At 60.7% G+C, this 24,085-nt stretch carries 19 protein-coding genes; 6 read left to right on the top strand and 13 right to left on the bottom strand.

Annotation, left to right across the window (positions count from 1 at the left end; genetic code table 11):
* Positions 1-421: 421 nt before the first annotated feature.
* The 10 genes from XB14_RS25955 to XB14_RS25910 all read right to left on the bottom strand — a co-directional run bounded on the left by XB14_RS25955 (position 422) and on the right by XB14_RS25910 (position 11,323).
* Positions 422-1,612, bottom strand: coding sequence for a cystathionine beta-lyase (locus XB14_RS25955; protein WP_077965905.1), 1,191 nt, complete (start codon positions 1,610-1,612; stop codon positions 422-424).
* 39 nt (positions 1,613-1,651) lie between these two features.
* Positions 1,652-2,248, bottom strand: a complete 597-nt coding sequence (locus XB14_RS25950) for a 2-hydroxychromene-2-carboxylate isomerase (protein WP_077965904.1) — start codon at positions 2,246-2,248, stop codon at positions 1,652-1,654.
* A gap of 46 nt (positions 2,249-2,294) precedes the next feature.
* Positions 2,295-3,326: an LLM class flavin-dependent oxidoreductase gene (locus XB14_RS25945; RefSeq protein WP_077965902.1), complete on the bottom strand. Its 1,032-nt coding sequence runs from the start codon at positions 3,324-3,326 to the stop codon at positions 2,295-2,297.
* Between the two features lie 11 nt (positions 3,327-3,337).
* A complete protein-coding gene (locus XB14_RS25940) occupies positions 3,338-4,273 on the bottom strand; it encodes an ABC transporter substrate-binding protein (protein WP_077965900.1) in 936 nt (311 codons plus the stop codon).
* A 68-nt stretch (positions 4,274-4,341) separates the two neighbouring features.
* Entirely contained in the window at positions 4,342-5,286 is a 945-nt protein-coding gene (locus tag XB14_RS25935) for an ABC transporter substrate-binding protein (RefSeq protein ID WP_060608619.1), read from the bottom strand.
* 71 nt (positions 5,287-5,357) lie between these two features.
* On the bottom strand, positions 5,358-7,133 hold the full coding sequence (locus XB14_RS33870) for an amino acid ABC transporter permease/ATP-binding protein (RefSeq protein WP_077965898.1): 1,776 nt from the start codon (positions 7,131-7,133) through the stop codon (positions 5,358-5,360).
* A gap of 42 nt (positions 7,134-7,175) precedes the next feature.
* A complete protein-coding gene (locus XB14_RS25925) occupies positions 7,176-7,727 on the bottom strand; it encodes a GNAT family N-acetyltransferase (RefSeq protein WP_077967711.1) in 552 nt (183 codons plus the stop codon).
* Between the two features lie 22 nt (positions 7,728-7,749).
* Positions 7,750-8,937, bottom strand: a complete 1,188-nt coding sequence (locus XB14_RS25920; RefSeq protein ID WP_077965896.1) for a M20 aminoacylase family protein — start codon at positions 8,935-8,937, stop codon at positions 7,750-7,752.
* Positions 8,938-8,959: 22 nt separating this feature from the next.
* A complete protein-coding gene (locus XB14_RS25915; RefSeq protein WP_077965894.1) occupies positions 8,960-10,306 on the bottom strand; it encodes an LLM class flavin-dependent oxidoreductase in 1,347 nt (448 codons plus the stop codon).
* Positions 10,307-10,327: 21 nt separating this feature from the next.
* Positions 10,328-11,323 (bottom strand): MsnO8 family LLM class oxidoreductase, encoded by a 996-nt coding sequence (locus XB14_RS25910; RefSeq protein ID WP_077965892.1) that lies wholly within the window; start codon positions 11,321-11,323, stop codon positions 10,328-10,330.
* A 1,008-nt stretch (positions 11,324-12,331) separates the two neighbouring features.
* On the opposite strand from XB14_RS25910, the gene XB14_RS25905 reads away from it, so the two are divergent.
* The 3 genes from XB14_RS25905 (at position 12,332) to XB14_RS32860 (ending at position 16,256) form a co-directional block, all read left to right on the top strand.
* The gene (locus tag XB14_RS25905; RefSeq protein WP_077965891.1) at positions 12,332-13,246 is read left to right on the top strand and encodes a recombinase family protein; all 915 of its coding nucleotides are present in this window, start codon (positions 12,332-12,334) and stop codon (positions 13,244-13,246) included.
* A 563-nt stretch (positions 13,247-13,809) separates the two neighbouring features.
* Positions 13,810-15,651 (top strand): PAS domain S-box protein, encoded by a 1,842-nt coding sequence (locus XB14_RS25900; RefSeq protein ID WP_419178624.1) that lies wholly within the window; start codon positions 13,810-13,812, stop codon positions 15,649-15,651.
* A gap of 284 nt (positions 15,652-15,935) precedes the next feature.
* Entirely contained in the window at positions 15,936-16,256 is a 321-nt protein-coding gene (locus XB14_RS32860) for a hypothetical protein (RefSeq protein WP_143348547.1), read from the top strand.
* Positions 16,257-16,750: 494 nt separating this feature from the next.
* On the opposite strand, the gene repC is transcribed toward XB14_RS32860, so the two are convergent.
* The 3 genes from repC to repA all read right to left on the bottom strand — a co-directional run bounded on the left by repC (position 16,751) and on the right by repA (position 20,452).
* The gene (gene repC / locus XB14_RS25895) at positions 16,751-17,965 is read right to left on the bottom strand and encodes a plasmid replication protein RepC (protein ID WP_077965889.1); all 1,215 of its coding nucleotides are present in this window, start codon (positions 17,963-17,965) and stop codon (positions 16,751-16,753) included.
* Positions 17,966-18,176: 211 nt separating this feature from the next.
* On the bottom strand, positions 18,177-19,193 hold the full coding sequence (gene repB, locus XB14_RS25890) for a plasmid partitioning protein RepB (protein ID WP_077965887.1): 1,017 nt from the start codon (positions 19,191-19,193) through the stop codon (positions 18,177-18,179).
* Positions 19,190-20,452: a plasmid partitioning protein RepA gene (repA, locus tag XB14_RS25885; RefSeq protein ID WP_143348546.1), complete on the bottom strand. Its 1,263-nt coding sequence runs from the start codon at positions 20,450-20,452 to the stop codon at positions 19,190-19,192. The genes repB and repA overlap by 4 nt, the downstream gene beginning before the upstream one ends.
* Positions 20,453-21,144: 692 nt before the next feature.
* Between repA and XB14_RS25880 the strand changes: the two genes are divergently transcribed.
* From XB14_RS25880 to XB14_RS25870, 3 genes are all read left to right on the top strand, one after another.
* Positions 21,145-21,732: an invasion associated locus B family protein gene (locus XB14_RS25880; RefSeq protein WP_077967707.1), complete on the top strand. Its 588-nt coding sequence runs from the start codon at positions 21,145-21,147 to the stop codon at positions 21,730-21,732.
* 12 nt (positions 21,733-21,744) lie between these two features.
* Positions 21,745-23,466, top strand: a complete 1,722-nt coding sequence (locus XB14_RS25875) for a ShlB/FhaC/HecB family hemolysin secretion/activation protein (protein WP_077965883.1) — start codon at positions 21,745-21,747, stop codon at positions 23,464-23,466.
* A 90-nt stretch (positions 23,467-23,556) separates the two neighbouring features.
* On the top strand, positions 23,557-24,078 hold the full coding sequence (locus XB14_RS25870; RefSeq protein WP_179119674.1) for a hypothetical protein: 522 nt from the start codon (positions 23,557-23,559) through the stop codon (positions 24,076-24,078).
* The last annotated feature ends 7 nt before the right edge of the window (positions 24,079-24,085 follow it).

Below are 24,085 nucleotides of genomic sequence, written 5' to 3'. Positions count from 1 at the left end.
CGATAACTTCACGGCGATCTTTGCGGAATGGGAATTTAGATCACTTGAGGCCCGGAAATCGGTGGACGACTATCCGGCCAAGCCGCTCAATTGATCTGACGATGCCCGGAGCACCGCAACAGCGACAGGCGCAAACGGCCCGAGAACAACCCTTGCGATCGGATTTTCGAGTACCGGCTGAACCTTTCCTCTGAACACCTCTACGGCAGTTGAAGCGGCTGTCGTTGCCACGGAGCTGGTTCGTGTCCTGCCGGGCCCACCATTCTACTAAACTCATAACAAAACAGCGCGGTCACCCAATTGTTCAAATGGAGAGCTATCCGGCTCGCGCGGAAGCGGTTCAAGTCGAGGTCGATACATTGTGCGACTTTGAACGCACCAAAAACGGAGGCGATTCAGATTTCGGATGAAAACACTCCAGCTAGGCTGTTCGAGCAGCCGCGAGTGCCTGCTCCAGATCCGCCTTGAGGTCGTCGACATCTTCCAGTCCGATTTGAAGGCGCAGGACCGGCCCGTCGGTCGGCACGGGCGTCACTTTGCGCTCGTCAAGATTGACTTGAAGCGCGAGGGAAGCAAATCCGCCCCAGGAATACCCCAAGCCGAATATCGATAAGGCATCCAAAACCGCCTGGGCTTTCGCTTTAAACCTGTCTTCATGCTCTGCGCGAAGGACAAACGAAAAGACACCACTCGCGCCCTTGAAATCACGCTTCCAGATCTCGTGCCCCGGAAAACTCGGAAGGCCGGGATGCAGTACGCGTGCGACGTCGTTGCGACCTTCAAGCCAGTTGGCGATCTCAAAGGCGCTCGTCTGGTGTCGCTGCAGTCGGATTCCCAGTGTCCGCAGGCCTCGAAGCACCTGGTAGGCGTCATCGGGTGCGGCACAAAGACCAAGCAACCCGTTTACTTCCTTCAAGCGCGGCCAGTGTTCGGCATTCGCCGACACCGTTCCGAACAGGATGTCTGCGTGGCCAGCCGGATATTTGGTGGAGGCCTGGATGGAAACATCGACCCCGAAGTCGAGCGGCCTGAAATAGAGCGGTGTCGCCCAGGTGTTATCCATCGTGACGAGCGCGCCGCGACGGTGGGCCACGGCGACGATGGCGGGAATGTCCTGGATCTCGAACGTGTTGGAGCCCGGCGCCTCAGTGTGCACGAGACGCGTGTTCGGCTTGAAAAGGGGCTCGATGTCCGCTCCTAACGAGGGGTCGTAGTAATCCACTTCGATGTTCAGGCGTGCCAGCATGACGTCGCAGAACTGGCGGACATTGCCATAGACGGAATCGACGATCAGCGCATGATCGCCGGGAGAGAGATAGGCAAGCAGCGGCACCGTGACAGCGGCAAGACCTGATGGCACGAGGATCGTGCCAGCGGCCCCCTCCAGTTCGTTGATCGCATCGCACAGCGCGTCCGTGGTCGGCGTGCCGCGTGTGCCATAGGTGTATTTCTGCCCGTGCGTTTCCATCGTCAGTGCGTCCGGAAAAAGCACCGTTGACCCGTGGACGACAGGTGGATTGATAAAGCCGCGCTGGCTGGCCGGGTCATATCCGGCCTTGATCAACTGGGTTTGCGGACCTGGCTTAACGCCGGCGTTTGCTCTGTCATTCATGATCGCATGCCTTTGAAGGAAGGAGGCTCGATTTGGATACTATGGCCGATCCCCGGCCAGATGGCGCTCGAGGAAGGACAGGTTGTCCTGTCCCCAGTAAAGCTCATCATCATAGCGATAGGTCGGGAACCCGAACACGCCGCTTGCAACAGCGTGATTACGATCCTCAGCCCACTTTGCCTTGACATCGTCATCCGCCTCGCGCCGTGCGAGGGCCGCGCCGTCAAGGCCCGCGGCCTGCGCAATCTCTTCGCGTACATCCGGACTGCCGATGTCCCTGGCCTCGGCCCAGAAGGCATGCTGCAGCGCGCTTGTGAGGCCGATCCAGTCGTTCCCGTCGAGAAAGGCCGAAATCACGATCAGCGATGAAGGCGTCGGGTCGGAAAGTCCGCCTCGACCTTCAAGCTGCAACGGCTTGCCGCGCACACGGGCCCACCGTTTGAGGTCGCGCGTCCCATAGGCGCGGCGGACATCCGGTCGATTTCGCGAGAAAATTCCCCCGTTCTCTTCGACGACAGTGGTCAAGTACGGCCTGATCTCTGCGCCATTGCGGCTCGCGAGGCCAACGAAGGTGTCGAATCCGATATAGGACCAGGGCGAGCCAATGGAGAAGAAGTAGTCGATCGTCTTTGGCACTCATGTGTTCCTGTTTTGCGAGGCCTCGCATCGGAGGCCACCGTTTCTAGGCCGCTTTCTGGTCGGCCGGCGACCATCCGAGCTCCGGAGCGATGCGGGCAACAAAGTCATGGACGATCTGGCGGTAATCCTCGTCCTCGAATTCGTAGGGAAGTTCGAGCCTGAGTTCGCGGACATGCGGCAGGACCGGGTCTGCAAACAACCGTTCGAGGATCTCGTCGGACGTGCCCACAAGGTCGCGGGCATAGAGCGTCCGCCGCTCGCCCTGCGGCGTCAGCGTTCGTTCGGTGCGCGCGGCCGCGTAGTCGAGATAGCGCTTGCGCGTTTTTTCGTCCGCACCATCCAAAGGAACAATGACCCGGCCAAGCGCGACCCTTCTCTCTGTAGCGCCCGCCGCGCGATAGGTCTCAAGCTGACGCCGCTGCGCGAGGAAGAAATCGTCGGTCCCTTCCCCGGTCGTGACATTGCCGATCAGGAGGTTGAGATCATGGCGCCCTGCCCATCCGGCAGACTTCAGCGATCCGCCGCCATACCAGATCCGGTCCGTCAGTCCCTTGGCGTGGGGCTGGAGCCGCGGGCGCTGCAGGCCGAACGGCGTCTTGATGAAGGTGTCTTCGTCGCCGATCGGTCGGCTGCGCAGATTATCGACAAAGCGCAAAACCCGCCCGTGCGTAAAGTCGAAATTCTCCCAGCCATCGTCGAAGACGAGGCGGCCGATCAGATCGACATGCAAGGGGCGGCCGGCACTGAGACCGATGTTCAGACGACCGCGAGAGAGCACATCGACGGTCGAGAGATCCTCTGCCAGCCGGTACGGGCTCTCATAACCGATCGGAATAACCGCAGTGCCAAGCTCGATGCGGCTGGTCCTCTGAGTCGCAGCCGCGAGAAAAGCGGCGGCCGACGATATGCCGGGCTCCAGGTGTCGCTGGCGCACCCAGGCGCTGGCAAAACCGAGCGCCTCGCCATATTGCAGCAGCGCCAAGGTCTTCTCCAGCCCATCCAACGGGTCGTCCGCCGGGTAGTTGCCCGGGCTCAGGAAGCCGATATGACTGATCGATATCTTGTTTCGCGTCACGCCAAGGCTCCCTAGAATTTCGGAAGGCCGGGTGGATTGGTCTCGGATTTCGGCAAAGCTTCCTCCTGGAGGTGCCAGCGCTCCAGAATCTTGCCGTAGGTGCCATCCGCAATCAGACCGTTCGTGGCGATCGTCAGAGCGCTGGCGAGCCCACTGCCCTTGCGCGTTGTGATCGCCACGTCCGAACGCTCCGGCCAACCAGCGCTCAAGGTCCCGACACGCTTGATGTTGTTGTCTCGGGCGGCAATGAAGACGAGCTGCGCATGCGGCTGAACGATGACGTCGGCGCGACCTGAGGCAAGCGCCACGAGGCTCGTCGCCTCGTCGTCGTAGTATTGCAACTCCAGCGGCTTCAGACCGGCCGCAACGTTCTCGTCGCTCCATTTGAGCAGGATGCGCTCCTGGTTGGTGCCGGCGCCGACGATGATCCTGAGACCCGCGGCATCCTTCGGCTCCTTGATCGAAGTGATGCCGCTATCGGATCTGACGAAGAAGCCATGCAGGCCCTGGCGATAGGTCGAAAAGTCGAACTTCTCCTTGCGCTGCTCGGTGACGCCGACATTGGAGATAACTGCGTCGTATTTGCCTGAGGTCAATCCAAGCGGCCAGTCGATCCAGGCGACGGGGACAAGCTCAAGCTCGAGGCCCAGGCTGTTGGCGACCGCACCGGCATATTCCGGATCGGCGCCAATCACCGTGCGTGCGTCGGTCGCATAGGTGGCAAGCGGCGGCCCGCCCGGACTGACGGCGACCGTGAACTTGCCTGGCGTGACGAACTTGAAGTCCGCGGGGATGGCCGCGACCGCGGTTTCATTGCGAACGGCATGGACTTGACCGGGCTGTTCGGGGCTGAGATCAAAGCCGGCATCGGCCTGCGCCGAGCCGACATGAAGAAGAGCTGCCGCAGCGGCGGCAAGAAGAGTGCGAAGGCGGGACGTGCCGTTCATGCTGTAGGTCTCCGGATGAAGTGCAGAAGCCGGACCGGCGGCGACGCCACCGGTCCGCTGAGGTCGGATCAGGAACCGCTCTTCGGCAAGCCGGGCGGGTTGGTCTGAGCCGCGTCGACGGCCTCGGCGCCGAGGCTCCAGCGCTTCAGCACTTCGCCGTATTTGCCGCTCTTGATGAGATCGTTGAGCGCGATGGTGACGGCATCGGCAAGGCCCGCCCCTTTTCGCGTCGTGACGGCGATTTCGGCTGTCAGCGGCCAGCCACCGCTGGCGATGCCCACCACCTTGGTGTCGTTCTTGATCGAAGCGGCATAGGCTCTCGTCGCGTTGGGATTGAACTCGACATCGGCACGCCCGGATTGAAGCGCCAGGTCGCCGGCGGCGCGGTCGTCGTAGTACTGCACCTCGATCGGCTTCAGCCCGGCGGCGACGTTCTGCCGGTCCCACTCCAGGATGATCTTCTCCTGGTTGGTACCGGCACCGGTGATCACCTTGAGCCCGGCAACGTCCTTCGGTTCCTTGATCTCGTTGATCTTGCTGTCAGACTTGACGAAGAAACCGAGCACGTCCTTGCGGTAGGTGGAGAAATCGAACTTCTCCTTGCGTTCCTCCGTCACCGTGACGTTGCTGATGACAGCATCGTACTTGCCTGAGCTGACGCCGAGCGGCCAGTCCGCCCAGGCGACGGGAACAAGCTCCAGCTCAAGCCCGAACGAGTCGGCGAGAAGCGAAGCGATATCCGGATCGGCACCGACCACGGTCTTGGAGTCGGAGGCATAGGTCGCAATCGGCGGATCCCACGGGTTGACGGCAACGGTGAACTTGCCAGGGTTCACGAACTTGAAGTCGGGAGCGATCGCCTTGACCGCCGCCTCGTTCTTTTCGGTACGAATGCGGTTGGAGGTATCGGGGCTGAGGTCGAACTTTTCCTCGGCATAGGCCGTGGCGATACCGAGCGTCGCAGCGGTGACGACGCCAGCAAGCAGCAACTTTGCAGTGTCAAGCATTCTCATTTTCTGCTCCTTTTCAATCCTTGGTTGATTATTTCGGCACACCTCGCCTATGGGACAGGCAGCCAGGGTCCTCAGAGGACGCGCGCTAGGAACTCGCGGGTGCGCTGATGTTTCGCATGCGTGAAGATCTCGGCCGGCGGACCTGCTTCCAGCACCCGGCCCGCCTCCATGAAGACCACGGTGTCGGCAACCTCCCGGGCAAAGCCAACTTCATGGGTGACAATCACCAGCGTCGTGCCGGTTCGCGACAGTTCCTTGATCACATCCAGCACTTCGCCGACGAGTTCCGGATCAAGTGCGGAGGTCGGCTCGTCGAAGAGCAGCACCTTCGGTTTGAGGGCCAAGGCACGGGCGATCGCGACGCGCTGTTGCTGCCCGCCCGAGAGCTGTCGCGGATAGGCATTGATCTTGTCGCTCAAGCCGATGCGAGCGAGCAGTTCCTGGGCAATGCGTACCGCCTCGTCTCGCCCAAGGCCGCGCACGTAGAGCGGCGCCTCAATCAGGTTTTCGAGAACGGTCAAGTGGGGGAAAAGATTGAAATTCTGGAACACCATGCCGATATCGGCGCGACGCTTCAGGATGTCCTTTTCCTTGAGCTCGTAGAGCGTGTCGCCCTTCTGGTTGTAGCCGACGAGTTCATCGTCGATCGAGATGAAGCCGTCGTCGACGCGTTCGAGATGATTGATCGTTCGAAGCAGCGTGGACTTGCCCGAACCAGAGGGACCGAGAATGGCGGTGACGCTGCCTGCCCTAAGGTTCAGCTCGACGTCATCCAGAACCTTGAGAGATCCGAAACTCTTGGAGATGCCATGCACATGCACGGCACCGCCGGAGCGAAAGGCCTGCGCGTCGCGAAAGCCGGTCTTGACCACGGCAGTGGTCTGGGGAGCGACATCCGGCAACGGTCGGCGGAAACGTGCGATCAGCGCCTGGAACGGCAGGGGCACCGGATTGCGGACAGCCCCCTTTGAAAAATAGCGCTCGATGTAGTGCTGGGCAATCGACAGCCCGGTCATGATAACCAGGTACCAGACGGTCGCGACCATCAGCAGCGGAATGACTTCGAGATTGCGGCGGTAGATGACCTGGACCGTATAGAAGAGCTCGGGCAACGCCAGGACGTAGACCATCGACGTACTCTTCGCCAGACCGATGATCTCGTTGAAGCCCGTGGGCAGGATCGAGCGCATGGCCTGCGGGAGCACGATGCGAAAGGCCTGGCGGTGGCGAGGCAGGCCGAGAGCTGCTGCCGCCTCATGCTGTCCCTGGTCGACGGCCAGTATGCCGCCGCGCACGATCTCGGCGAAGAAGGCAGCCTGGTTAAGGGTCAGCCCCAGGAAAGCCGCGGCAAAGGGGGTGAGAAGCTGCGTCGTCGGGTAGTTGAACCACACGGCGTCGGTAAATGGCACGCCGATGCTGATCGTCTCGTAGAGATAGCCGAGATTGTTGAGCACCAGCAGCAGCACGATCAGCGGGATGGAACGAAGAAGCCAGATGTAGCCGAAGGAAAGACCCGACAGCAGCGGCGACCGCGATACGCGGGCGAGCGCCAGCGCCGTTCCGAGCAGCGAGCCGGAGACGGTCGCAAGCGCCGTCAGAAGCAGGGTGCGGCCGAGGCCTGCCAGGACCGGTTCGGCAAAAAACCACTGCGCGAAGACCGGCCATCCCCAGCGCGGATTGGTCAAGACCGAATAAAGCACGCCGGCAATGACGAGAGCCGCAAAGAGCGTCCCGAGCGCACGCCCCGGGTGGCGCGCCGGCACGATGCGGTAGTGGGCGTAGCCGGGGTTCGGCTCGCTGCTCCGCCTGGTGCCGGGCACGCCGGCGAGATCGGTCAGAACTGCCATGATGGATTCCTCTCCTGAAATCTGTTGAGGCGGCCGTTGGTGCTAGATGTGGTTCACGGCTTGGGGCTTTGACGGCGGCGTGTCGCCGATGAGCTCGAGCGACACGAGGAGATGCGTGATGTCCTTCTCGAACGGCAGCGTCTTGTAGACCTCGGGCTCGGCCTCGACGTCAAAGAGCGCGGTGTAACCGTTTGCAAGGTAGAGGCCGACGGCTTCGGGCTGGCGAAATCCGGTCGTCAGATAGATGCGTGAATAGCCTTGGCGCGCCGCCTGCGCTTCGAGCTCGAGCAGCACCTTTCGCGCCAGGCCCTGGCGGCGCAAATCTGACCGCGTCCAGATGCGCTTGAACTCGGCGGTGCGGTCGTCGTAGTGCTTGAAGGCGCCGCCACCGATCGCTTGCCCGTCGCGGATCAACAGCACGAAGTTGCCGTGCGGTGGCGCAAAAGCTTCCGGCGGATAGCGGTTCATCTCGGCGGCCGCCCCTTCTTCGCTGAAGTAGGTGCCGTAGCGGCTGTCATACTCAAAGATAAGTTCGTCGATCAGCGGCTTGGCGCGCGGATCGAGGGGTGTGGTGTAGAGAAACGTGTCGCTCATGTCTTTCGCCATCCCATGGTCGTCATGCGAGGAAGGTTTCCACCAGCCGAACCCAGTAGCGGGCCGCCGGTGCGATGATCGCGTCGTTGAAGTCGTATTGAGCGCTGTGGAGGGACGCGCTGTCGCCGTTGCCGACGAAGGCGTAGTTGCCGGCCTTCTCCTCCAGGAAGAATGCGAAGTCTTCGCTGGCGGTGCGCGGCCTGAAGTCGGCGACGACCGCCTCGGGGCCAAGAGCCTGGAGCGCCACGTTGCGGGCGAAGGCGGTTTCGTCCGGGTGGTTGACCAGCGCCGGAAAGCCCAGCTTGTAGTCGACCTCAGCCTTCGCACCGAAGCTCTCGGCCTGTGCCCGCGCCAGTGCCTGGACACGCTCCCCGAGCAGGCGCCGGACATCGCCGTTGAAGGCGCGTAGAGTGAGCTTCAGCGAAACGCTCTCGGGAATGACGTTCGATGCCTGGCCACCGTGAATGGAGCCGACCGTGGCGACGGCCATGTCCTGCGGATCAACATTGCGCGACACCAGGCTTTGCAACGCAGTGATCAGCGATGCCGTCGCCAGCACCGGATCGACGGTCAGATGCGGCTCGGCCCCATGTCCCCCCTTGCCGACGATGGTAATGTTTGCCTGATCGACAGAGGCCATGGCCGGCCCGGAGACGAAGCCGAAACGGCCGGCCGTCACCCCCGGCCAGTTGTGCAGGCCGAAAACCGCGTCCACGGGGAAGCGTTCGAACAGGCCCTCCGACAGCATCTTGCGGGCGCCCGCGCCGATTTCCTCGGCCGGCTGGAAGATCAGCCTCAACGTGCCGTCGAAACGCCCCTCGGTCGCGAGAAACCGGGCAGCGGCGAGCAGGATCGCCGTATGCCCATCATGGCCGCAGGCGTGCATGACCCCCTTGTGGCGGCTGGCATAGGCTAGCCCGGTCGCTTCCTCGATCGGCAGCGCGTCCATGTCCGCGCGCAGGCCGATCGCCTTCTCGCCTTGTCCGCTCCGGAGCGTGGCGACGATACCGGTTCCGGCGATACCGCGGCTGACCTCATACCCCCAGGAGGCGAGCAGATCGCCGACCACGCTGCTGGTGCGCTTTTCCTGAAAAGCGAGTTCCGGGTGCTGGTGCAGGTCGCGCCTTATCGCGACGATCTCGTCGATGAAGGTGGCAAGGCCACGTTCGACCGCGGCAGATCTCTGGATATCGGTGAGGATGAGGTTCATGGGCCCGTCTCCGCCGACGCCGTCAGGCCCCGACGGCCCTTCCGCGCGCGTCCGCTGCCGGGGCGGCGTAGCGGCTCTCGCGATAAGGAAGCCCCAGATGATCGCGCAGTGTTTCGCCCTCGAGCCTCGGCTTGAAATAGCCACGACGTTCCAGGATCGGCAGCACATATGCGGCAAAATCGGCGAGACCTTCGGCAATCACCGGGAAGCCGAGGATGAAGCCGTCGGCTGCATCCTCGTCGATCCAGCGGATGATTTCCTTAGCGATATGTTCGGCCGTGCCGATGAAGGCCGTTCTCGGCGTTGCAACATCGAGCGCGATCTCGCGCAGGGTCGCTCCGGCTTCGCGCGCCGTCTTCTTGATGCGGTCGGTCGTCGCCCGAAAACTGTTCTTGCCGATATCCCCGATATCCGGAAACGGCGCATCCAGCGGATAGGCGCTGAAGTCGTGATGATCGAAGAAGCGACCGAGATAGAGCAACGCCTCCTCGATCGTCACGAGATCGCGGATTGCGCGGTACTTCGCCTCCGCCTCCTCGGCCGTAGCCCCAACGATCGGGCCGATGCCCGGGAAGATGCCGATCCCGGCAGCGCTGCGTCCCTGCGCCACAGCACTTTGCTTGACCTGCTTGTAGAATGTCTTGGCGTCCTCGATCGGGCCGCCATTGGTGAAGACGGCATCCGCATGCTTGCCCGCAAGCCGGACGCCGGAATCGGAGGCGCCTGCCTGAAACACCACCGGCTGTCCCTGCCTGGAGCGCTCGATGTTGAGCGGCCCTTCGATCCGGAAGAACCGTCCCTTGTGATTGAGCCGACGCAGCTTCGTCTTGTCGGCGTAAACGCCGGTTGCCCGGTCACGTGCGAAGGCGTCGTCGTCCCAACTGTCCCACAGCCCCTTGATCGCATCGAGATACTCGTCGGCGATCTCGTAGCGCAGCTCATGTTCCGGATGTTCGCGTCCGTAGTTGCGGCCGGAGCCTTCGAGCGGCGATGTCACCGCATTCCAACCGGCGCGGCCACCGCTGATGAGGTCGAGCGAGGCAAACTGGCGGGCGATGGTGAACGGGTCGCTGTAGGAGGTCGAAACGGTGCCGACCAGGCCGATCTTAGACGTCGAAGCGGCGAGCGCCGACAGGATGGTCAGCGGCTCGAAGCGGTTAAGGAAATGCGGGATCGACTGCTCGTTAATGTAGAGGCCATCGGCAACGAAGGCAAAGGCGATGCCGGCGGCCTCCGCCTTTCGCGCCGTTTCGACGAAGAAGTCGAAGTTGACGCTTGCGTCCGCCGGGCCGCTTGGATGCTTCCAGGCGTTCATGTGCCCGCCCGGCCCTTGCAGCATGATACCGAAAGTTACGTTCTTCTTGGTCATGGCAAATCCTTCCCGGAAAATTCAGGCGGCGAGAGAAACTCGTTCGCGCGCGAGGAGTTCGATCGAAGCGAGGCGCTCACTGGCGCTGACGGCGGGGGTGTCGATGACGAATTCCTTGATGCCGTAGCGTCGGTGCAGATCGTCGAGTTCCTGGCGAACCTGCCGCGCAGTACCGGTGAGCACGCTCGGAGTCTTCTCCTCGACGCGGTAGTCGGCGATTCCGGCCTGGTGGGCGAATTCGGCAGCTTGCTCCTCGCTGCCGACATTGACGCTCTGGCCATTTGCAAGCAGCACCTTGAAAATTTTCAGGTCTGCCACGCGTTCGCGCGCCCACTGTTCGCTTTCGGCCGCGAAAGCTGCGAGAGCAAGGAGCGGCCGCTCGCCGTTCGTTGCGCGGTCATAGGCGTCGAAGGTTCGTTGCAGATTGTCCGGGTCGCCGTTGAGATGACCGGCAAAGACAAGCTTCCAGCCCTTTTCGGCAGCGAGCAATGCGCTGTCGACGCTTGCGCCCAGCAAGAAACGGTCCGGCGCGACCGGCGGCAGCGGCGTCGCCAACAGCTCCGAAGCCGAGCCGCCTTCTGCCAGCAAATAGCGGTTGAGGTCGGCTAGTTGCTCGGGAAAGCTCGGCCGCAAAGCCGGATCGACTCCGACCTGCAACGCCCTGGTCGAGAACGGAAAACCACCGGGTGCCTTGCCGACACCGAGATCGACCCGGGACGGCGCGAGACTGGCAAGCAGGTTGAAGGTCTCGGCGACCTTGTAGGCACTGTAGTGCTGCAGCATGACGCCACCGGACCCGATGCGGATTTTCGACGTCTTGGCGAGGAGATAGGCGATCAGGATTTCCGGCGCAGAGCTCGCAAGGCCGGCAATGTTGTGGTGCTCCGCGACCCAGAAGCGATGGTAGCCCCATTCTTCAGCCTTGGAAGCAAGGTTGGCCGTTGCATGCAGCGCCTGTGTCGGCGTGCCTCCTGGATCGACCGGACTCTTGTCGAGAAGGCTGAGCAGATAGGGCATGGTTTGCGGTTCCACCACGATTGATGACATAAATACATTAAATACATAATTTTTATATATTATAGGAATGACGTTCTCTTTGACTGCCCGAAACGAGAAAAGCTGTTGCTCTCATCACGCCCCAGGATGCGCTTTTCGCTGTCCTGGAAGCCGCCTCTGCTACGCGCTATCGACGCCGCAGTGTCGAACGTGGTCGCAGCGGGCAATCGGTGCAAATTGGGTGGCGGGCGCTCTTCGCCTGTCGGTAATTGCCTTGGCCTCCGTGGCCAGACTATTCCAGCACTGGCCGCGTAGACGTCTGCAAGAGACGGATGAGCCTTGCCCATTTGGCTCACTGCGCCCAACACTATCCCGACCGTTGGGCTCGTCCCCCTCGCGACGCGCAGGCATCGGCAATATGGGATCGCTCGATCCAGATCGCCGACCGGCAGCGGACAATTCGCTCGTCGAGTCGCGCCAGGGCGATACCGGCGTCTAAAACTGTTCGCAGCACGCCAAATGGTGAATTCATCATCCATTAACCATGTGAATTAACGTCAATAATTTTGTATACGGAAGCTAACAACGCTCATATTTCCGCCATTCGGACTCCACTTCCGACGTCCCATCACTATCGATAGGTATCAGTAACGTTTGTCATGGGACCCGGGCGGGTAAAACTTCGATCCCACGGATCGCCGCGGGAGAATCACTTGCTTCATAGAATGGCCTGGCCCGATCCTTGGGTCCACCCCGAGGGCCATACGTCCGGTAGGTTTCTCCAATCTCTGGCTTCCTGGAAAAGCGGGCGTTTGTTGCCCCTCATGTCGGCCGATTTCGCACAGTTTTGGTCACAGAAGCCCGCTAAAGCGCCTTCTTTGCCGTATATGGCCCGTGGGTCACCCCTGATGCCGTTTTGCGCCTGGCGAGCTTCCGTTCACATCATAAAACATGTTTGCAATTGATCTATTTCTCACGCACTTTTAATCCAACACCAAATCATCTCCGAGCAGGGCATTCCAAAGAGCGATGGCGAAGCGACAAACAGTTAACGACCAACCTCTGCAGCGGCTGATGGGCTATGCTCGCATATCAACGGATGATCACGTCCACGATACCCAGCTGGACGAGCTGCGGGCGGCCGGCTGCGATCGCATCTATCAGGAGCACGGTTCCGGGGCCGCGCACGCTCGCCCGGTCCTGACCAAATTGCTGGGAGAGCTCACCGCCGGAGACGTCCTCGTCGTCGTCCGCCTCGATCGGCTGGCGAGATCCGTGAGCCACCTGCTGCAAGTGATCCAGGATCTCCACGACCGCGGTGTGCATTTCCGATCGATCCGCGATCCGATCGATACCTCAACCCCGCAAGGCGTGTTTTCCCTTGAGGTCTTGGGCGCGGTCGCCCAGCTTGAGCGTTCGCTTATCATCGAGCGCACCAAGGCCGGCATCAAGGCGGCGAAGGCGCGCGGCAAGCTTCCTGGGAACCCGGGCCTGCGGGAACGCCGGCCGGAGGCGATTGCGGCGGTTTCAAAGGCGCGCGAGAAACTCTATCTCGATCAAATTCTCTCCTCGTCGCGGACGTGGCTGCCCTTGGTGCAGCAACTCCGGCCCAAGCACAGCTGGCAGAATGTCGTGCGGGTTCTTAATCGCCGAGGCCAGGACTGGACCGTCGAGCGCCTTCGTCGCGCCGTTCATCGCCTGGTCCGCGAAAAGCGCGCGGAGAAAGACCTTCTGGCCCGGTCCCCGCGACGCCCCCCGGAGGACCATTTGATGCAACTGGTGGCGGCGATCGCCATTGCCGATCCCGATCTGTCGCTCCGTGATATCGCCACTGAACTGGACCTGATGGGAGAGCCGCCGAAAGGGGGCGGCAGAAAATGGCAGCCCTCCTCCGTCCGAGACCTGCTGGACGAAGCCCACCGGTTTGGCCTCATCCGCCGCTGAGGCACATCTACCAGGCGCCATAGCCGCCATTCTCCCGCCTGGAGGCTGCGGCGGCGAGCGCCTGGCTGACGTGCGATCGGGCATTGTTCCTGACCTGCATTGCCTCCGCAGCCGCCTGACATCGGAAATGGACGCCCCGCGAGACGGCGATCTTATTGATCAGGAACCCATACCGACTCCGACCTACCGGAGCTTCCTCCCCTCCCCCCCTCTCCTCCCTGCCTGTCGATCCGCCTTGGCCGCGCCAAGAAAAGAACGCGCGATGAGGCCATGCAGCACTCACCGTACGTTCGTCACACAGGCGGCTCGCTGCGACAACCGTCTAGAAACGCGAGCAACGCAGCGCGGTTGATCATCTGGCGTCGCCGTATCGCTTCAAACCCGGCTTTTGGAGGACGGCCTGAAGCCATAGATGCGCCCCCTCCTTCCCCGGAGCGCGGCGTGTTGCTGCGCCGTTGCGAGTGCAAATCTCCCCAGGCGGCTCAAGCAGAATGCCAAGGACCCTCTTTCACTTTGCGTGTTGACCCAACCATCTGAAAAAGCTGAAGTGCACAGGCACACCGGTGAGGAGTCTGGCCCTGAAGAGCAGCAACGATTTCACAGAAGCTGGGGCAATCGAGCGCCTGATCGAAGCCTATAACTGGGACGACAGCCCTCTCGGCCCCAGAGCGCGCTGGCCACACTGTCTCAATGCCGCATTGGACATTCTGCTGCCTGCGCGCGCCCAGATCGTGATGTTCTGGGGCGAAGAATTCGTCGCCCTCTACAACGAAGCCTACGCCCCCACGATCGGCGACAAACACCCTCGCGCATTGGGACGTCCCGCCAGAGAAAACTGGGGTGAACTGTGGAGCGATCTGGAACCCCTGCTTCGAAGCGTTCTGGATCACGGAGAGACGGTCTTCGCGAAAGATCGCCCCTTCTATATCGAACGCCACGGGTATCCGGAAACGGTCCACTTCGACATCTCCTACTCACCCGTGCGCGACGAGGAGCGCCGCGTTCGGGGCGTGCTTTGCATCGTCAACGAAACGACGGACCGTGTGAAGTTCGAGACTGCTTTGCAGGCGAGCGAAGAGCGACTGCGGGCGATTTTTTCGCAGTCGGCTGCAGGCATCGTTCAGACCGACCTCACGGGCCGCTTTCTCCTCGTCAACAATCGCTTTTGCGAAATCGTCGGCTATAGCGAGCGCGAGCTCCTGACGATGCGAATACGCGATATCTGCCTTCCCCAGGACGTCGCCGAGAGCGACCGGCTGTTCAAAATGATGGCTGAAAGCGGCCAGGGTTTCGAACTGGAAAACCGGTGTCTGCGAAAGGATGGCACGTTGGTCTGGGTGGCAAGCTCAGTCTCGGCGCTTCGCAACAAGCATGGCAGTCAACAGCAAGCCACAGCGATCATTGTCGACATCACCGAGCGCAAGCGTGCACAAGACGTCGAGCGTCGCCTGGCTGCGATCATCGCTTCGTCCAACGATGCCATTCTTGGCATCGACCTCGGCATGAAGATCACGAGTTGGAACGCCGGAGCCGAACGGCTCTACGGATACACGGCCGACGAGATGGTGGGCCGATCCGTCCTGGCACTGGTTCCGGAAGATCGCCAGGGCGAGGAGCCCGTCATCTTGCGCCAGGTGAGCGCTGGCTTGAAGGTCGAACCCTATGAAACGGTAAGGCGCAACAAGGACGGTAGAAGCGTCGATGTCCTTCTTAGCGTCTCGCCCATCTATGACGCCTACGGCGCAATCGTCGGGGCATCGAAGCTCGCACACGACATCACGGCGCGCAAAGACGCAGAACGTCTCCAGAGTGTCCTCGTTGGCGAACTGAACCATCGGGTCAAGAACCTGTTTGCGACCGTGCTTGCCATCTCCCGCCAGACGCTCGGCCACGGTCAACTGGACGCCGCAGACGTGCGCTCGTTTGAAGCGCGGATCTCCTCGATGGCGCGCGCCCATGATCTTCTGATCCACGGGACCTGGGAGAAGGCCGAATTGCGGGCGATCGTCGCACAGTCGATTTCACCCTATTCACCGGACCGCTTTGAGGTCTCCGGCCCATCGATCCAGGTCCCTCCAAGGGCGGTCGTTTCCATCTGCCTGGCGCTTCATGAACTTGCCACGAATGCAGCCAAGTACGGCGCGCTTTCGGTCGACAAGGGCCGCGTCGCGATCACCTGGACACTGGAAGCCGGGTCTCCCGCCAGACTGATCCTGCGGTGGGAGGAAACCGGTGGCCCCCTGGTGAAGCAACCTACCCGCAGAGGATTTGGGTCCCGGCTGATTGAAAGCTTATTGGCTGCCGAACTGAACGGCACGGTCAATATCGCCTATGATCCTCAAGGCGTCATATGCGAGGTCGATGCCCATCTCCTTGCCGAATGGGATCCGCAGCCAAAAGGCTAGATGTCCTGAAAAGCTCGGGGGAGTTTACGGGCTGATCACCATCGATGGCTTCTGCAGTCGCAGCCACCGTCGTTACGACCGTCAAGCGACGATCGCCCGGCGTCATCGGAACAAACCTCGGATAGCCACGTTCGATCTCCGCCATGACGCTGCCTTGGCTGAGCTGGTTAAATCGAAGCTCGACGGAGGAGAGAAGCTCGGGTCGCGCGCGCAGGCGACGACCGGGAAGAAGGCGAGTCAGGGTACGACCTCACAACCTGCCGAAAGGCGTAGGACGTCGGGTCTTGGCTGCACCGGAACGTATGAACTTCGACCGTCGGGGAGAAAAGCCAGGGCAGGCCGGCGGCATTTTGAGTTCGACGGTTGCCGGACCGACGATTGGGATATCAGCGCGCTTTTGCTGCAGCAATATTTCCATGAGCGCCGAAGGCGAAACCCTGACAGCTGTCAGGGTTTTCTGGGAGCCGATCGCCAGCGACCGGGGGAGGGATGGAATCTACGTGGGTAGCTTCCAGTTGCCGTTTGGTGCGATTTGCAGCCTCTATCCCTCCTGCGATAGAGGACCACTCGGACTAAAAACCCTGACAGCTGTCAGGGTTTCTTAGCGGGCAACGCAAGTTCTGCTGCTCAACCAAAGCTTGCTCATTCACCAACTCCGCTCGTCACTCGCCACCAAGAGTTCGCACTTTTGCGTTGCGTACCGAACTCGTTGTACCCATCGGATCGCCATCCTATCTCACGAAGGCGAATGGAACGCCTGCTCGAGGTACCTTGCCTGTAAGTGCCGGGGCACCGAATGCAGAAGAGCGACCGCCTCTCCAACGGAGAGGGGAGGGTGAGCCACGCGCCTCCTTTACGGACCAACATCAAAATCGTCGTCGAACGAGTAGCGCGCTGTGTCCGTCGGCCGGAAGACCGATCCGGCGCCAGGCACTGGTCGCATCAACTTGCGATGCCTTCCCGCTTCGTTCTCGCATGCCAATGGACCACTCGACCCGTGCCGAAAGGCTCTCGGCTTAAGAACGGATCAGGCTCCTTGCTCCACATGGCCGGGTCGAGTTCGATCTAACACGGTGATAGAGCGAGCCCGCCGGAAAGCTTACCCAACCCGTCGATCCGAGCTTCCATTCGCTCTCAACAGGGCCATCAGCATTGGACCAAGAGTAAATTCGCCGCGCCGCGCCTTTGACGTCAAATCGCGCAGGTAACCTCCGGCCGAGTTGATGTGTCCTGCCCGCTCCAGGATGCAGGCGACCGCCACCGCGGCATTTTCAGGTCCCATCACCTCGCAAGCATCCTGATAGGCGTTCGGGCTCACGCCCAACATCGAACGCACCACGATGGAGGTGGCCATCAGATCACGCCAGCTCGATATCAATCCACCAGGAGCGTACATGCTGATCTCGGGGCAGGCGCGCATCACCATACTCAAAGGGAATGCCTTAAGCGGCTCCGTCACGGGGCGTATCTCTGGCTCGATTTTCGCTCCCAGCTCGTTTCCAGAGCTCGGTTCAATTTCATTTAAGGATTCGGTATATGAATTCTGTATGTGGCGCTCAAATTGGACATCATTGCTGCTCACATTTTCGGAAATATCCAAAAGATCCAATTGATTGACGATCTCCGAGCATAGCAGCTCCATCTCTTCAAGGATCGGCGCCAGGTCATGGATCGTTGGAGACCGGGGTATCCGGGCGACGATTGCCTGATAGATGTCCTGGATCTTGCCCCAGTCGCCGCTTGCGCCCTCTTCAATAGCCGCAGTGATGAGTTTGCGGGCATCGCGCCTGCGGATTGTGAGCGCTTCCTTGGTCCGTCGAAGCAAGGCGTGCTCGGCAGCCATCTGCTGGGCCATTTGCGCAAGCTCCTCCGCTCGCACGAGCAGTGGCGAAAGATCGAAGCCGAACGCATCCTCGACGACGCCGACCCTGTCCTTGCGCACGTAGCGCTTCCCATTTGCGCTATCCTTGCGAATGATCAGGCCAGCATTAACGAGCGTTGCCAGGTGCCGTCGCAACGTAGCGCCGGCAATACCGTGCGCGCGGATTGATAGTTGAACATTCGACGGAAAAACGATGAGAGCATCTCCTTGCCGGAGATAGGTCTCAGGATAGAAGCTCAAAAGCGCGTTCAGAACCGCAAGTGCACGATCCTGTAGCCCAAGTCGCGCTCTTGCTTCACAGGCGTCCCGGAACACTTTCCACTTGTCGACTGATTTGTTCGGCCTGATCTCTGTCGACGCCACTTGCCGTTTTATCAGCGCAAGCGTCATCGGCCGCCGCCCAAAAGGCGTCGTCACACTTCCACTCTGCATCTTCTTTCACCTTTCAGAAGGCAAAAGACGTCCGCTCACCCAATTCGGTGCCGAAAACTCTTGACGGGGATTCGTGGAAATGCGATTCTCAGATTGTCCAGATATGAGAGAGGCTTCCACGACGGCAACGTTTAGGGGGCCTTTTTCTTTTGCGGTATTCCTTTCCGTATTTCCTTATCGATGAGACCAACTGACAGCTTGTCAGCGATTTCTAACTTTCGCGCTCGAGAGAGAAACGTTCGATGAGGGCCGGCAATTCCTTGCCGACGAACTTCACGAAATCCTGACCGAGCGGGCCGTCTGCAGAAATCCGAAGCTCCCTGGTCGAAATCTTCCAGGCGCCGAGTTTCGTTCCTTTAGGGTCAAAAAGATCACTGCCGTTCTCCCGTGGCGGGTTCGATGGCCTTATCGCCTCAAATGCCCGCTGGAAGCGTTGATCCGACACCGAGGCGCCGTTGGTTCCTTGCGAGAGGACCTGACGCACCAGGGCAAGAGAGTCTGGATCGCTTGCTATCGTTTTTGCGAACTCTATCCAGCGCGGACGACCGACTTTGGGTGCTCGTCCGATCGCTTCGATCACGTCGGCCGGGATCGTTCGATAAACGCCGCGCATTCGAGCGAGCTCTGCATCCGCGATCGACAGCGCCGCATAGATGTTGCGCGCCTTGATGCCGGCATCATCCATTCGCGATGCAAACAACGTGCGCTCAATCCAGGTCAGATCCTGCCGGCTCGCGTTCTCGATGCCTTGTGCGACGACGAGATCGAGGTCCGAGATGTCGACCTCGAGCGCGCGAACGTTCCGCCCAAGTTCCTTGGCAGCGCGCCAGCGCCGGTGTCCATAGACAATCTGATAACGCCCTGCCGACGACGGGTGGCGCCGGACCTGGATCGGCACCTTCTGCCCTTCTGCCTCGATCGAACGCTTGAACGTCTCGAAATCGCCGGTGTCATCATCCCCCAACCGGTCGGGGTAGGGGGAGGGATCGATAAGGGCGGGGTTGAGATCGAGGATCGCTCCGCCGCCCGCCTCGACGATCGCCTTCAAACGGTCGCGCTCGGCCCTGATATCATCGATAGCGCGATGTGCTGCGCCGACAACGCCCGCGCCAACACGCGGCGACGGGGCAGGGGAGGCCGGCTGAGGATCGTCTGCGAGCTTGTTCTCCAGTTCTTGAGACAACAGACCGAAGCTCGCGACAATCGACTTGCGAGAAGACTTGCTCATGTCCGTCCCCAGCTATCGTTGATAAGGCGGACAACCGCCTCATTGACCGCGTCGACGGCTTCCCGGGCGCGCTTATGGGTATCGCGTCCGATCTGGCCCATCTCGAGCTCGTATATCGAGCGCTTTGCCAGGCCAGCGGCTTCCACGGCCGTGCTTTCGATGGCCGTCGGCAAGAGAACGTCCGTGCCGAACATATGTCGCAACATCGCAACGACCTGCGACTGCGGCGCATCGTTCGGGTCATGCCGCGTTACGAGATAACGGATGAAATCCTGGTCGAGCTGGGCACCACTTTCATTCAAGACGCTGATCAGGTCGCCCATCATCAGCAGGAACTGGCTCATGGAGGCCACATCCAGCATGGCGGGATGTACCGTGATGACCATGCTTGTCGCCGCATAGATCGCGCTCAAGGTCAGGAAGCCGAGGGAGGGTGGGGTGTCCAGAATGACGATGTCGTAGTCCTGTTCGACTTCTGCCAATGCAAGCTTCAGACGCTCGAAGAAGATTGCGCCGGAGCTCGACTTGTTCGCCAGGACCCGAGGCGTTTCGTGCTCGTATTCCATGACTTCGAGGTTGCCAGGAACGATATCGACGCCATCGAAATAGGTCTTGCGGATGATGTCCCTGATCGGACGGCGCTCGGCATCATCGTAGCGAAGGGCTGCGTAGATGGTTTCGTTGGCGCCGACATCGAGTTCAGGCTGCGCACCGAACATTGCAGACAGCGATGCCTGAGGATCGAGATCGAGTGCGAGAACGCGATAGCCTTGGAGAGCGAGATAGTGCGCAAGATGGACACACGTCGTGGTCTTGGCACTGCCGCCCTTGAAGTTCGCAATCGCAAGGACCTGAAGGTGCTCGCCCGGGCGGCGGCGGGGCAGGAAGCGAAGCGCTTCCGCAGGCTTCTGCTTCGCAAACAGCTCTCGAAGCTCGTTGATCTGTGCGAGCGTGTAGACCCGGTGATTGTTCTCAAGGCGGCTCGGCGTCGGCCCGCGGCCTTCGGATGACATCAGCTTCAGGGTCGAATCCGGTATGGATGTCAGCTTCGAGACTTCGTTCGTGAGAAACGACCGCAAGGCCTTCTCCGACCTCGGCGGGTACATCCGTGTTCGCAGCTGCTGCAGCTGGTTCGACAAAAGACCGGCGTGCCGCAAGATCTTTGCGGCGGCGTCTTCCTTGAGTTGAACGTCATTTTCTGCGCGTTGAGCTATCGCCATTTTTCCCTCTTGGCGGCCTAAGACCGGTTTGACGGCCATTATCCGCCAAGAGATAGAACACGATTCTCCTGAACCGTCCAGAATTATAGGGTTAACAAAGCTTTAACGCCGATTGCGAGGCTTTCGTACCTGAACCGGCGCTAGTCGTTGGAATCGCATCGCTTTTTGCCGAACCTCACATAGGCCAAGAGATGAAGTTGCGCACACTTTTGTTCATATGAACGCCGTCGTTCGCAGGGCGATCACCCTTGCATTGCACTCCCAATGCTCGAATCAGGTTGCCACGGAGCGGCCCTTATCGACACGCGATCATCCCTTTGAATGACGGCTCGTCGATGGCCGGATCGTATTTTCGCAGGCATTGACCGGTCGCATTTTCCCAATCCGGTGACACGGGCGATCGACGGTGAGTGCAGGGGGCGTTCGAAAGGGCAGGGGCGCGTTTTGAGACGCGCCACGTACCCGTTCCTGCGCAACGTCCGATCGAGACAAGTCGGCGTCGGCTCTGCGGATATATATGGCAAGGTTAGAGAAGGTGCGAGGTAATCACTTCAAATCCACTTGATTTTTATGGGCTTGGTAAAGTCCATGGAAACTTAACCAAGGATGATCCCTGCAACCATTCATAAGTGCGTTGACTTTGGTGCCCGGAGAAATTAGCGGCAACAATTGCGCAATCAATTGGTGTGTACGGCCACGGCCGGCACGGAATGGCTTAGTCAGGGATGGGCATGAAATTCGCGTCTGCAGGTGTTCTTTCGCTTTCTCTTTTGCTGGCAAATGCTGCCGGTGCACAAGAAACACCAACCCAGCCGGCAGACGCAGCTTCCGCTATTTCCACCCAAAGATTTGATGATTGGAGCTATCGCTGCGGCGAGGTTGCTCTTGAGGATGGGAAATCCGTCTCTCAATGCGAGGTTGTTCAAGTTGCACGGGTCAAGCAAGGGGAGGAGGACGTCAGCCTGTTGACCCTTGCGATCGCCAAGACCGCCCCGGAAGCGGAGACGAAAGGGAAGAAACAACAAGACGCTGCTCTGTTGCTGACGGCCCTCGTTCCACTCAACATCTTCCTGCCCGCCGGCTTCGGACTTGATGTCGACGGCAAGGCTATCACCGACACCGCCTACCGCAACTGCAATCAGGCGGGTTGCTGGGTGCAGCAGCGGCTGGAGCCCACCACATTGGCGGCCTTGCAGAAAGGCCAGACGGGCGCAGCGCGGCTTCGGCTGATGAACGGTCAAAATGTCACGATCCGCTTTTCGCTCAAGGGGCTGACGGCAGCCTTGAACAAGCTCAAAGAACCGACCGCATCGAACTGATCAGGCGCCGGCGTGAGGGGGCTGATTATCTTCGCGGTTTCGATCGGCTCTGCGCTGTCGCTTGGCGCATCCACCGCCTATGCCCAAACGCCTGCCGATGACTTCTCGCGCACGCAGGCTCAGGAGGACCGGCTGGAACGGCTCAATGCCCTCGGCGCTCAAACGCCTGGGGCGGACAAGGCCGAGGCTGCTCCGGCCCCTCCCATACCCGGTTCGACAGGACCCTGCTTCGTCGTCGAGCGTGTTGCCGTCGAGGGGGCGAGCATCATCCCCTCCGACAAGATCGCCACCTTGACCGGCCAATATGCCGGTCAGTGTGTCGGCATTGCGCAAATCAACGATCTTCTGCGCAAGATCACGCACCTTTATCTCGATCGCGGCTTCATTGCGTCGAGAGCTTACGTGCCCGAACAGGATATCGCAGCAACACGCACGCTTCGGCTCGTCGTGGTCGAAGGTGCACTCTCCGACATCTATCTCAACGGCAAGCCTGCTCGGGACTCCCGCATCGTGAAATCGGCCTTCCCCGGCGTTCTCGGCAGGCCTGCAAACATTCGCGACATCGAACAGGGGCTCGACCAGATCAACCGGCTGCCATCGAACAAGGCCAAGACGGAAATGCTGCCTGGGGCGGACGAGGGGGCTTCGATCCTCAACGTCGGCATCGAAAGCGGCCAGCCTTGGCATATTTCCTTGAGCAACAACAATCTTGGCCAGAAGCAGACCGGGACCTCGAAGAGCGCCTTTTCCCTGCGCAATGACAATCTGTTCGAACTCAACGATCTGACGTCGTTCACCTACGAGCGGACGGGCCCGGATTATCCGGGCGATGATGATGGCTGGGGCAAGAGCGACAGCTTCTCCGGATCCTTCAGTGTTCCCTACGGCTATTGGACGTTTACGACCAACGGCTCCTGGTACCAATATGAAAGCTCGGTTCCCGGCAATTTCTCCAACGTCAACACGTCGGGCACATCGGGCCAGTTTGGCACCACCGTCGAGCGCGTCATTCATCGTGGCAAGGAGTCGCTCACCCAGCTTCATGGCGGGCTGACCTACAAGGAGACGGACAACTTCCTCCTCGGCAATCACATCGAGGTCGGAAGCCGTCGCTATACCGTCGGCTCTCTCGGGCTATCCCATTCGCAGCGGATGCTCGGCGGGCTCTGGACGTTCGATGTCGTGGCGGACCAGGGCCTCGACCTCTTCGGCGCCGTGGAGCCCGGTGCACCTGGCGCCGGCGATGCCGATCCGGGCTTTACCAAGTTCTCCGCTACGGTCACCGCAAGCCTGCCGGTCGAGCTTGAGGGACAGCAGTTCGAATTGAGCTCCCTCGTCAATGGCCAGTACTCGCCCGACAACCTGTTCGGCGCCGAGCAGATGTCGCTTGGCGGCTACTCCAACGTGCGCGGAACCAGGGACGGAGTGCTCTTCGGCAACAATGGCTTCTTCATCCGCAACGAAATCACCTGGCGCACCATGCCTTGGCAGGAGAGCCGCGGTGTTGCTGAATTGCTTGGCGAATTGAGGCCGTATCTTGGCCTCGACTACGGCCGGATCTTCAAGCAGGCACGCCACCGGATCGAGGGCGGTGACATGCTTGGCTGGACAGTCGGCGCCCGCCTCGTGGGCGGGCGCATGAATCTCGATATGGGCTACTCCCACGCGCAAGTGGGTGGAGACAACAAAGCTGACGCAGGCCTGTTCTTCGTCAGCACATCTGTACGGTGGTGATCAATGATACCTGACGTTTCCCGAGGGTCTTTTTCGAGGCCGGGTGGGCTTGCGCGGCGGCTGGTCCTGCGCGCTGGCGTCCTCGGCGTGATGGCGTTTGTCCTGGCGTCGTGCACGACCACGGACAAACGCCTGGTCGAGGCGCTGAAGGACACATCCGTCTCCGAGATCCGCGTCGAAACGGCTCCCGATGTGCGCAGAAGCAATCTCTTCAAGTCGGGGAAGCCCGATCCGCAACTGTCTGCGGTCGTTAGCGCATTGAAGAGCAAGCTGGGTCAGGAACTCGTCGGCCTTCCCGGAGGGCCTGTCCGCGGCCGTCTGGTCGTCACCTTGAACCTCGTTGATGTCAGCAGCGAGGGCGAGCGCATCCTCGTCGGTGGTGACAGTTCGATTGAGGGGACGGTGCGCCTGGAGAACGCTGCCACGGGCGCGTTGATCGCGGTGGAACCCAGGGTCCGCGCACAGGACAACGGCGTCAAGGGAGGCGGATTGGGCGTGATCGTCGCCGTCGCGGTCAATGCGGCGACCATCTCCGGTCAAAAGGATGCCCTGGCATCACGGCTCGCCACGTCTTTCACAAAAGAAGTCAAGGCATGGCTGACCCAGAAATAGGTCAGTC

The organism is Ensifer adhaerens, assembly GCF_002007205.1.
Taxonomy (GTDB): domain Bacteria; phylum Pseudomonadota; class Alphaproteobacteria; order Rhizobiales; family Rhizobiaceae; genus Ensifer; species Ensifer adhaerens_D.
This window is presented reverse-complemented; position numbering and strand designations above follow the sequence as displayed.

Coding starts and splice junctions, on each gene's coding strand:
- XB14_RS25905 (WP_077965891.1), top strand. CDS start 12,332: ATGGCGAAGCGACAAACAGTTAACGACCAACCTCTGCAGCGGCTGATG.
- repB (WP_077965887.1), bottom strand. CDS start 19,193: ATGAGCAAGTCTTCTCGCAAGTCGATTGTCGCGAGCTTCGGTCTGTTG.
- XB14_RS33870 (WP_077965898.1), bottom strand. CDS start 7,133: ATGGCAGTTCTGACCGATCTCGCCGGCGTGCCCGGCACCAGGCGGAGC.
- XB14_RS25940 (WP_077965900.1), bottom strand. CDS start 4,273: ATGAACGGCACGTCCCGCCTTCGCACTCTTCTTGCCGCCGCTGCGGCA.
- XB14_RS25920 (WP_077965896.1), bottom strand. CDS start 8,937: ATGAACCTCATCCTCACCGATATCCAGAGATCTGCCGCGGTCGAACGT.
- repA (WP_143348546.1), bottom strand. CDS start 20,452: ATGGCCGTCAAACCGGTCTTAGGCCGCCAAGAGGGAAAAATGGCGATA.
- XB14_RS25925 (WP_077967711.1), bottom strand. CDS start 7,727: ATGAGCGACACGTTTCTCTACACCACACCCCTCGATCCGCGCGCCAAG.
- XB14_RS25915 (WP_077965894.1), bottom strand. CDS start 10,306: ATGACCAAGAAGAACGTAACTTTCGGTATCATGCTGCAAGGGCCGGGC.
- XB14_RS25870 (WP_179119674.1), top strand. CDS start 23,557: ATGGCGTTTGTCCTGGCGTCGTGCACGACCACGGACAAACGCCTGGTC.
- XB14_RS25935 (WP_060608619.1), bottom strand. CDS start 5,286: ATGAGAATGCTTGACACTGCAAAGTTGCTGCTTGCTGGCGTCGTCACC.
- XB14_RS25955 (WP_077965905.1), bottom strand. CDS start 1,612: ATGAATGACAGAGCAAACGCCGGCGTTAAGCCAGGTCCGCAAACCCAG.
- XB14_RS25880 (WP_077967707.1), top strand. CDS start 21,145: ATGAAATTCGCGTCTGCAGGTGTTCTTTCGCTTTCTCTTTTGCTGGCA.
- repC (WP_077965889.1), bottom strand. CDS start 17,965: ATGCAGAGTGGAAGTGTGACGACGCCTTTTGGGCGGCGGCCGATGACG.
- XB14_RS25910 (WP_077965892.1), bottom strand. CDS start 11,323: ATGCCCTATCTGCTCAGCCTTCTCGACAAGAGTCCGGTCGATCCAGGA.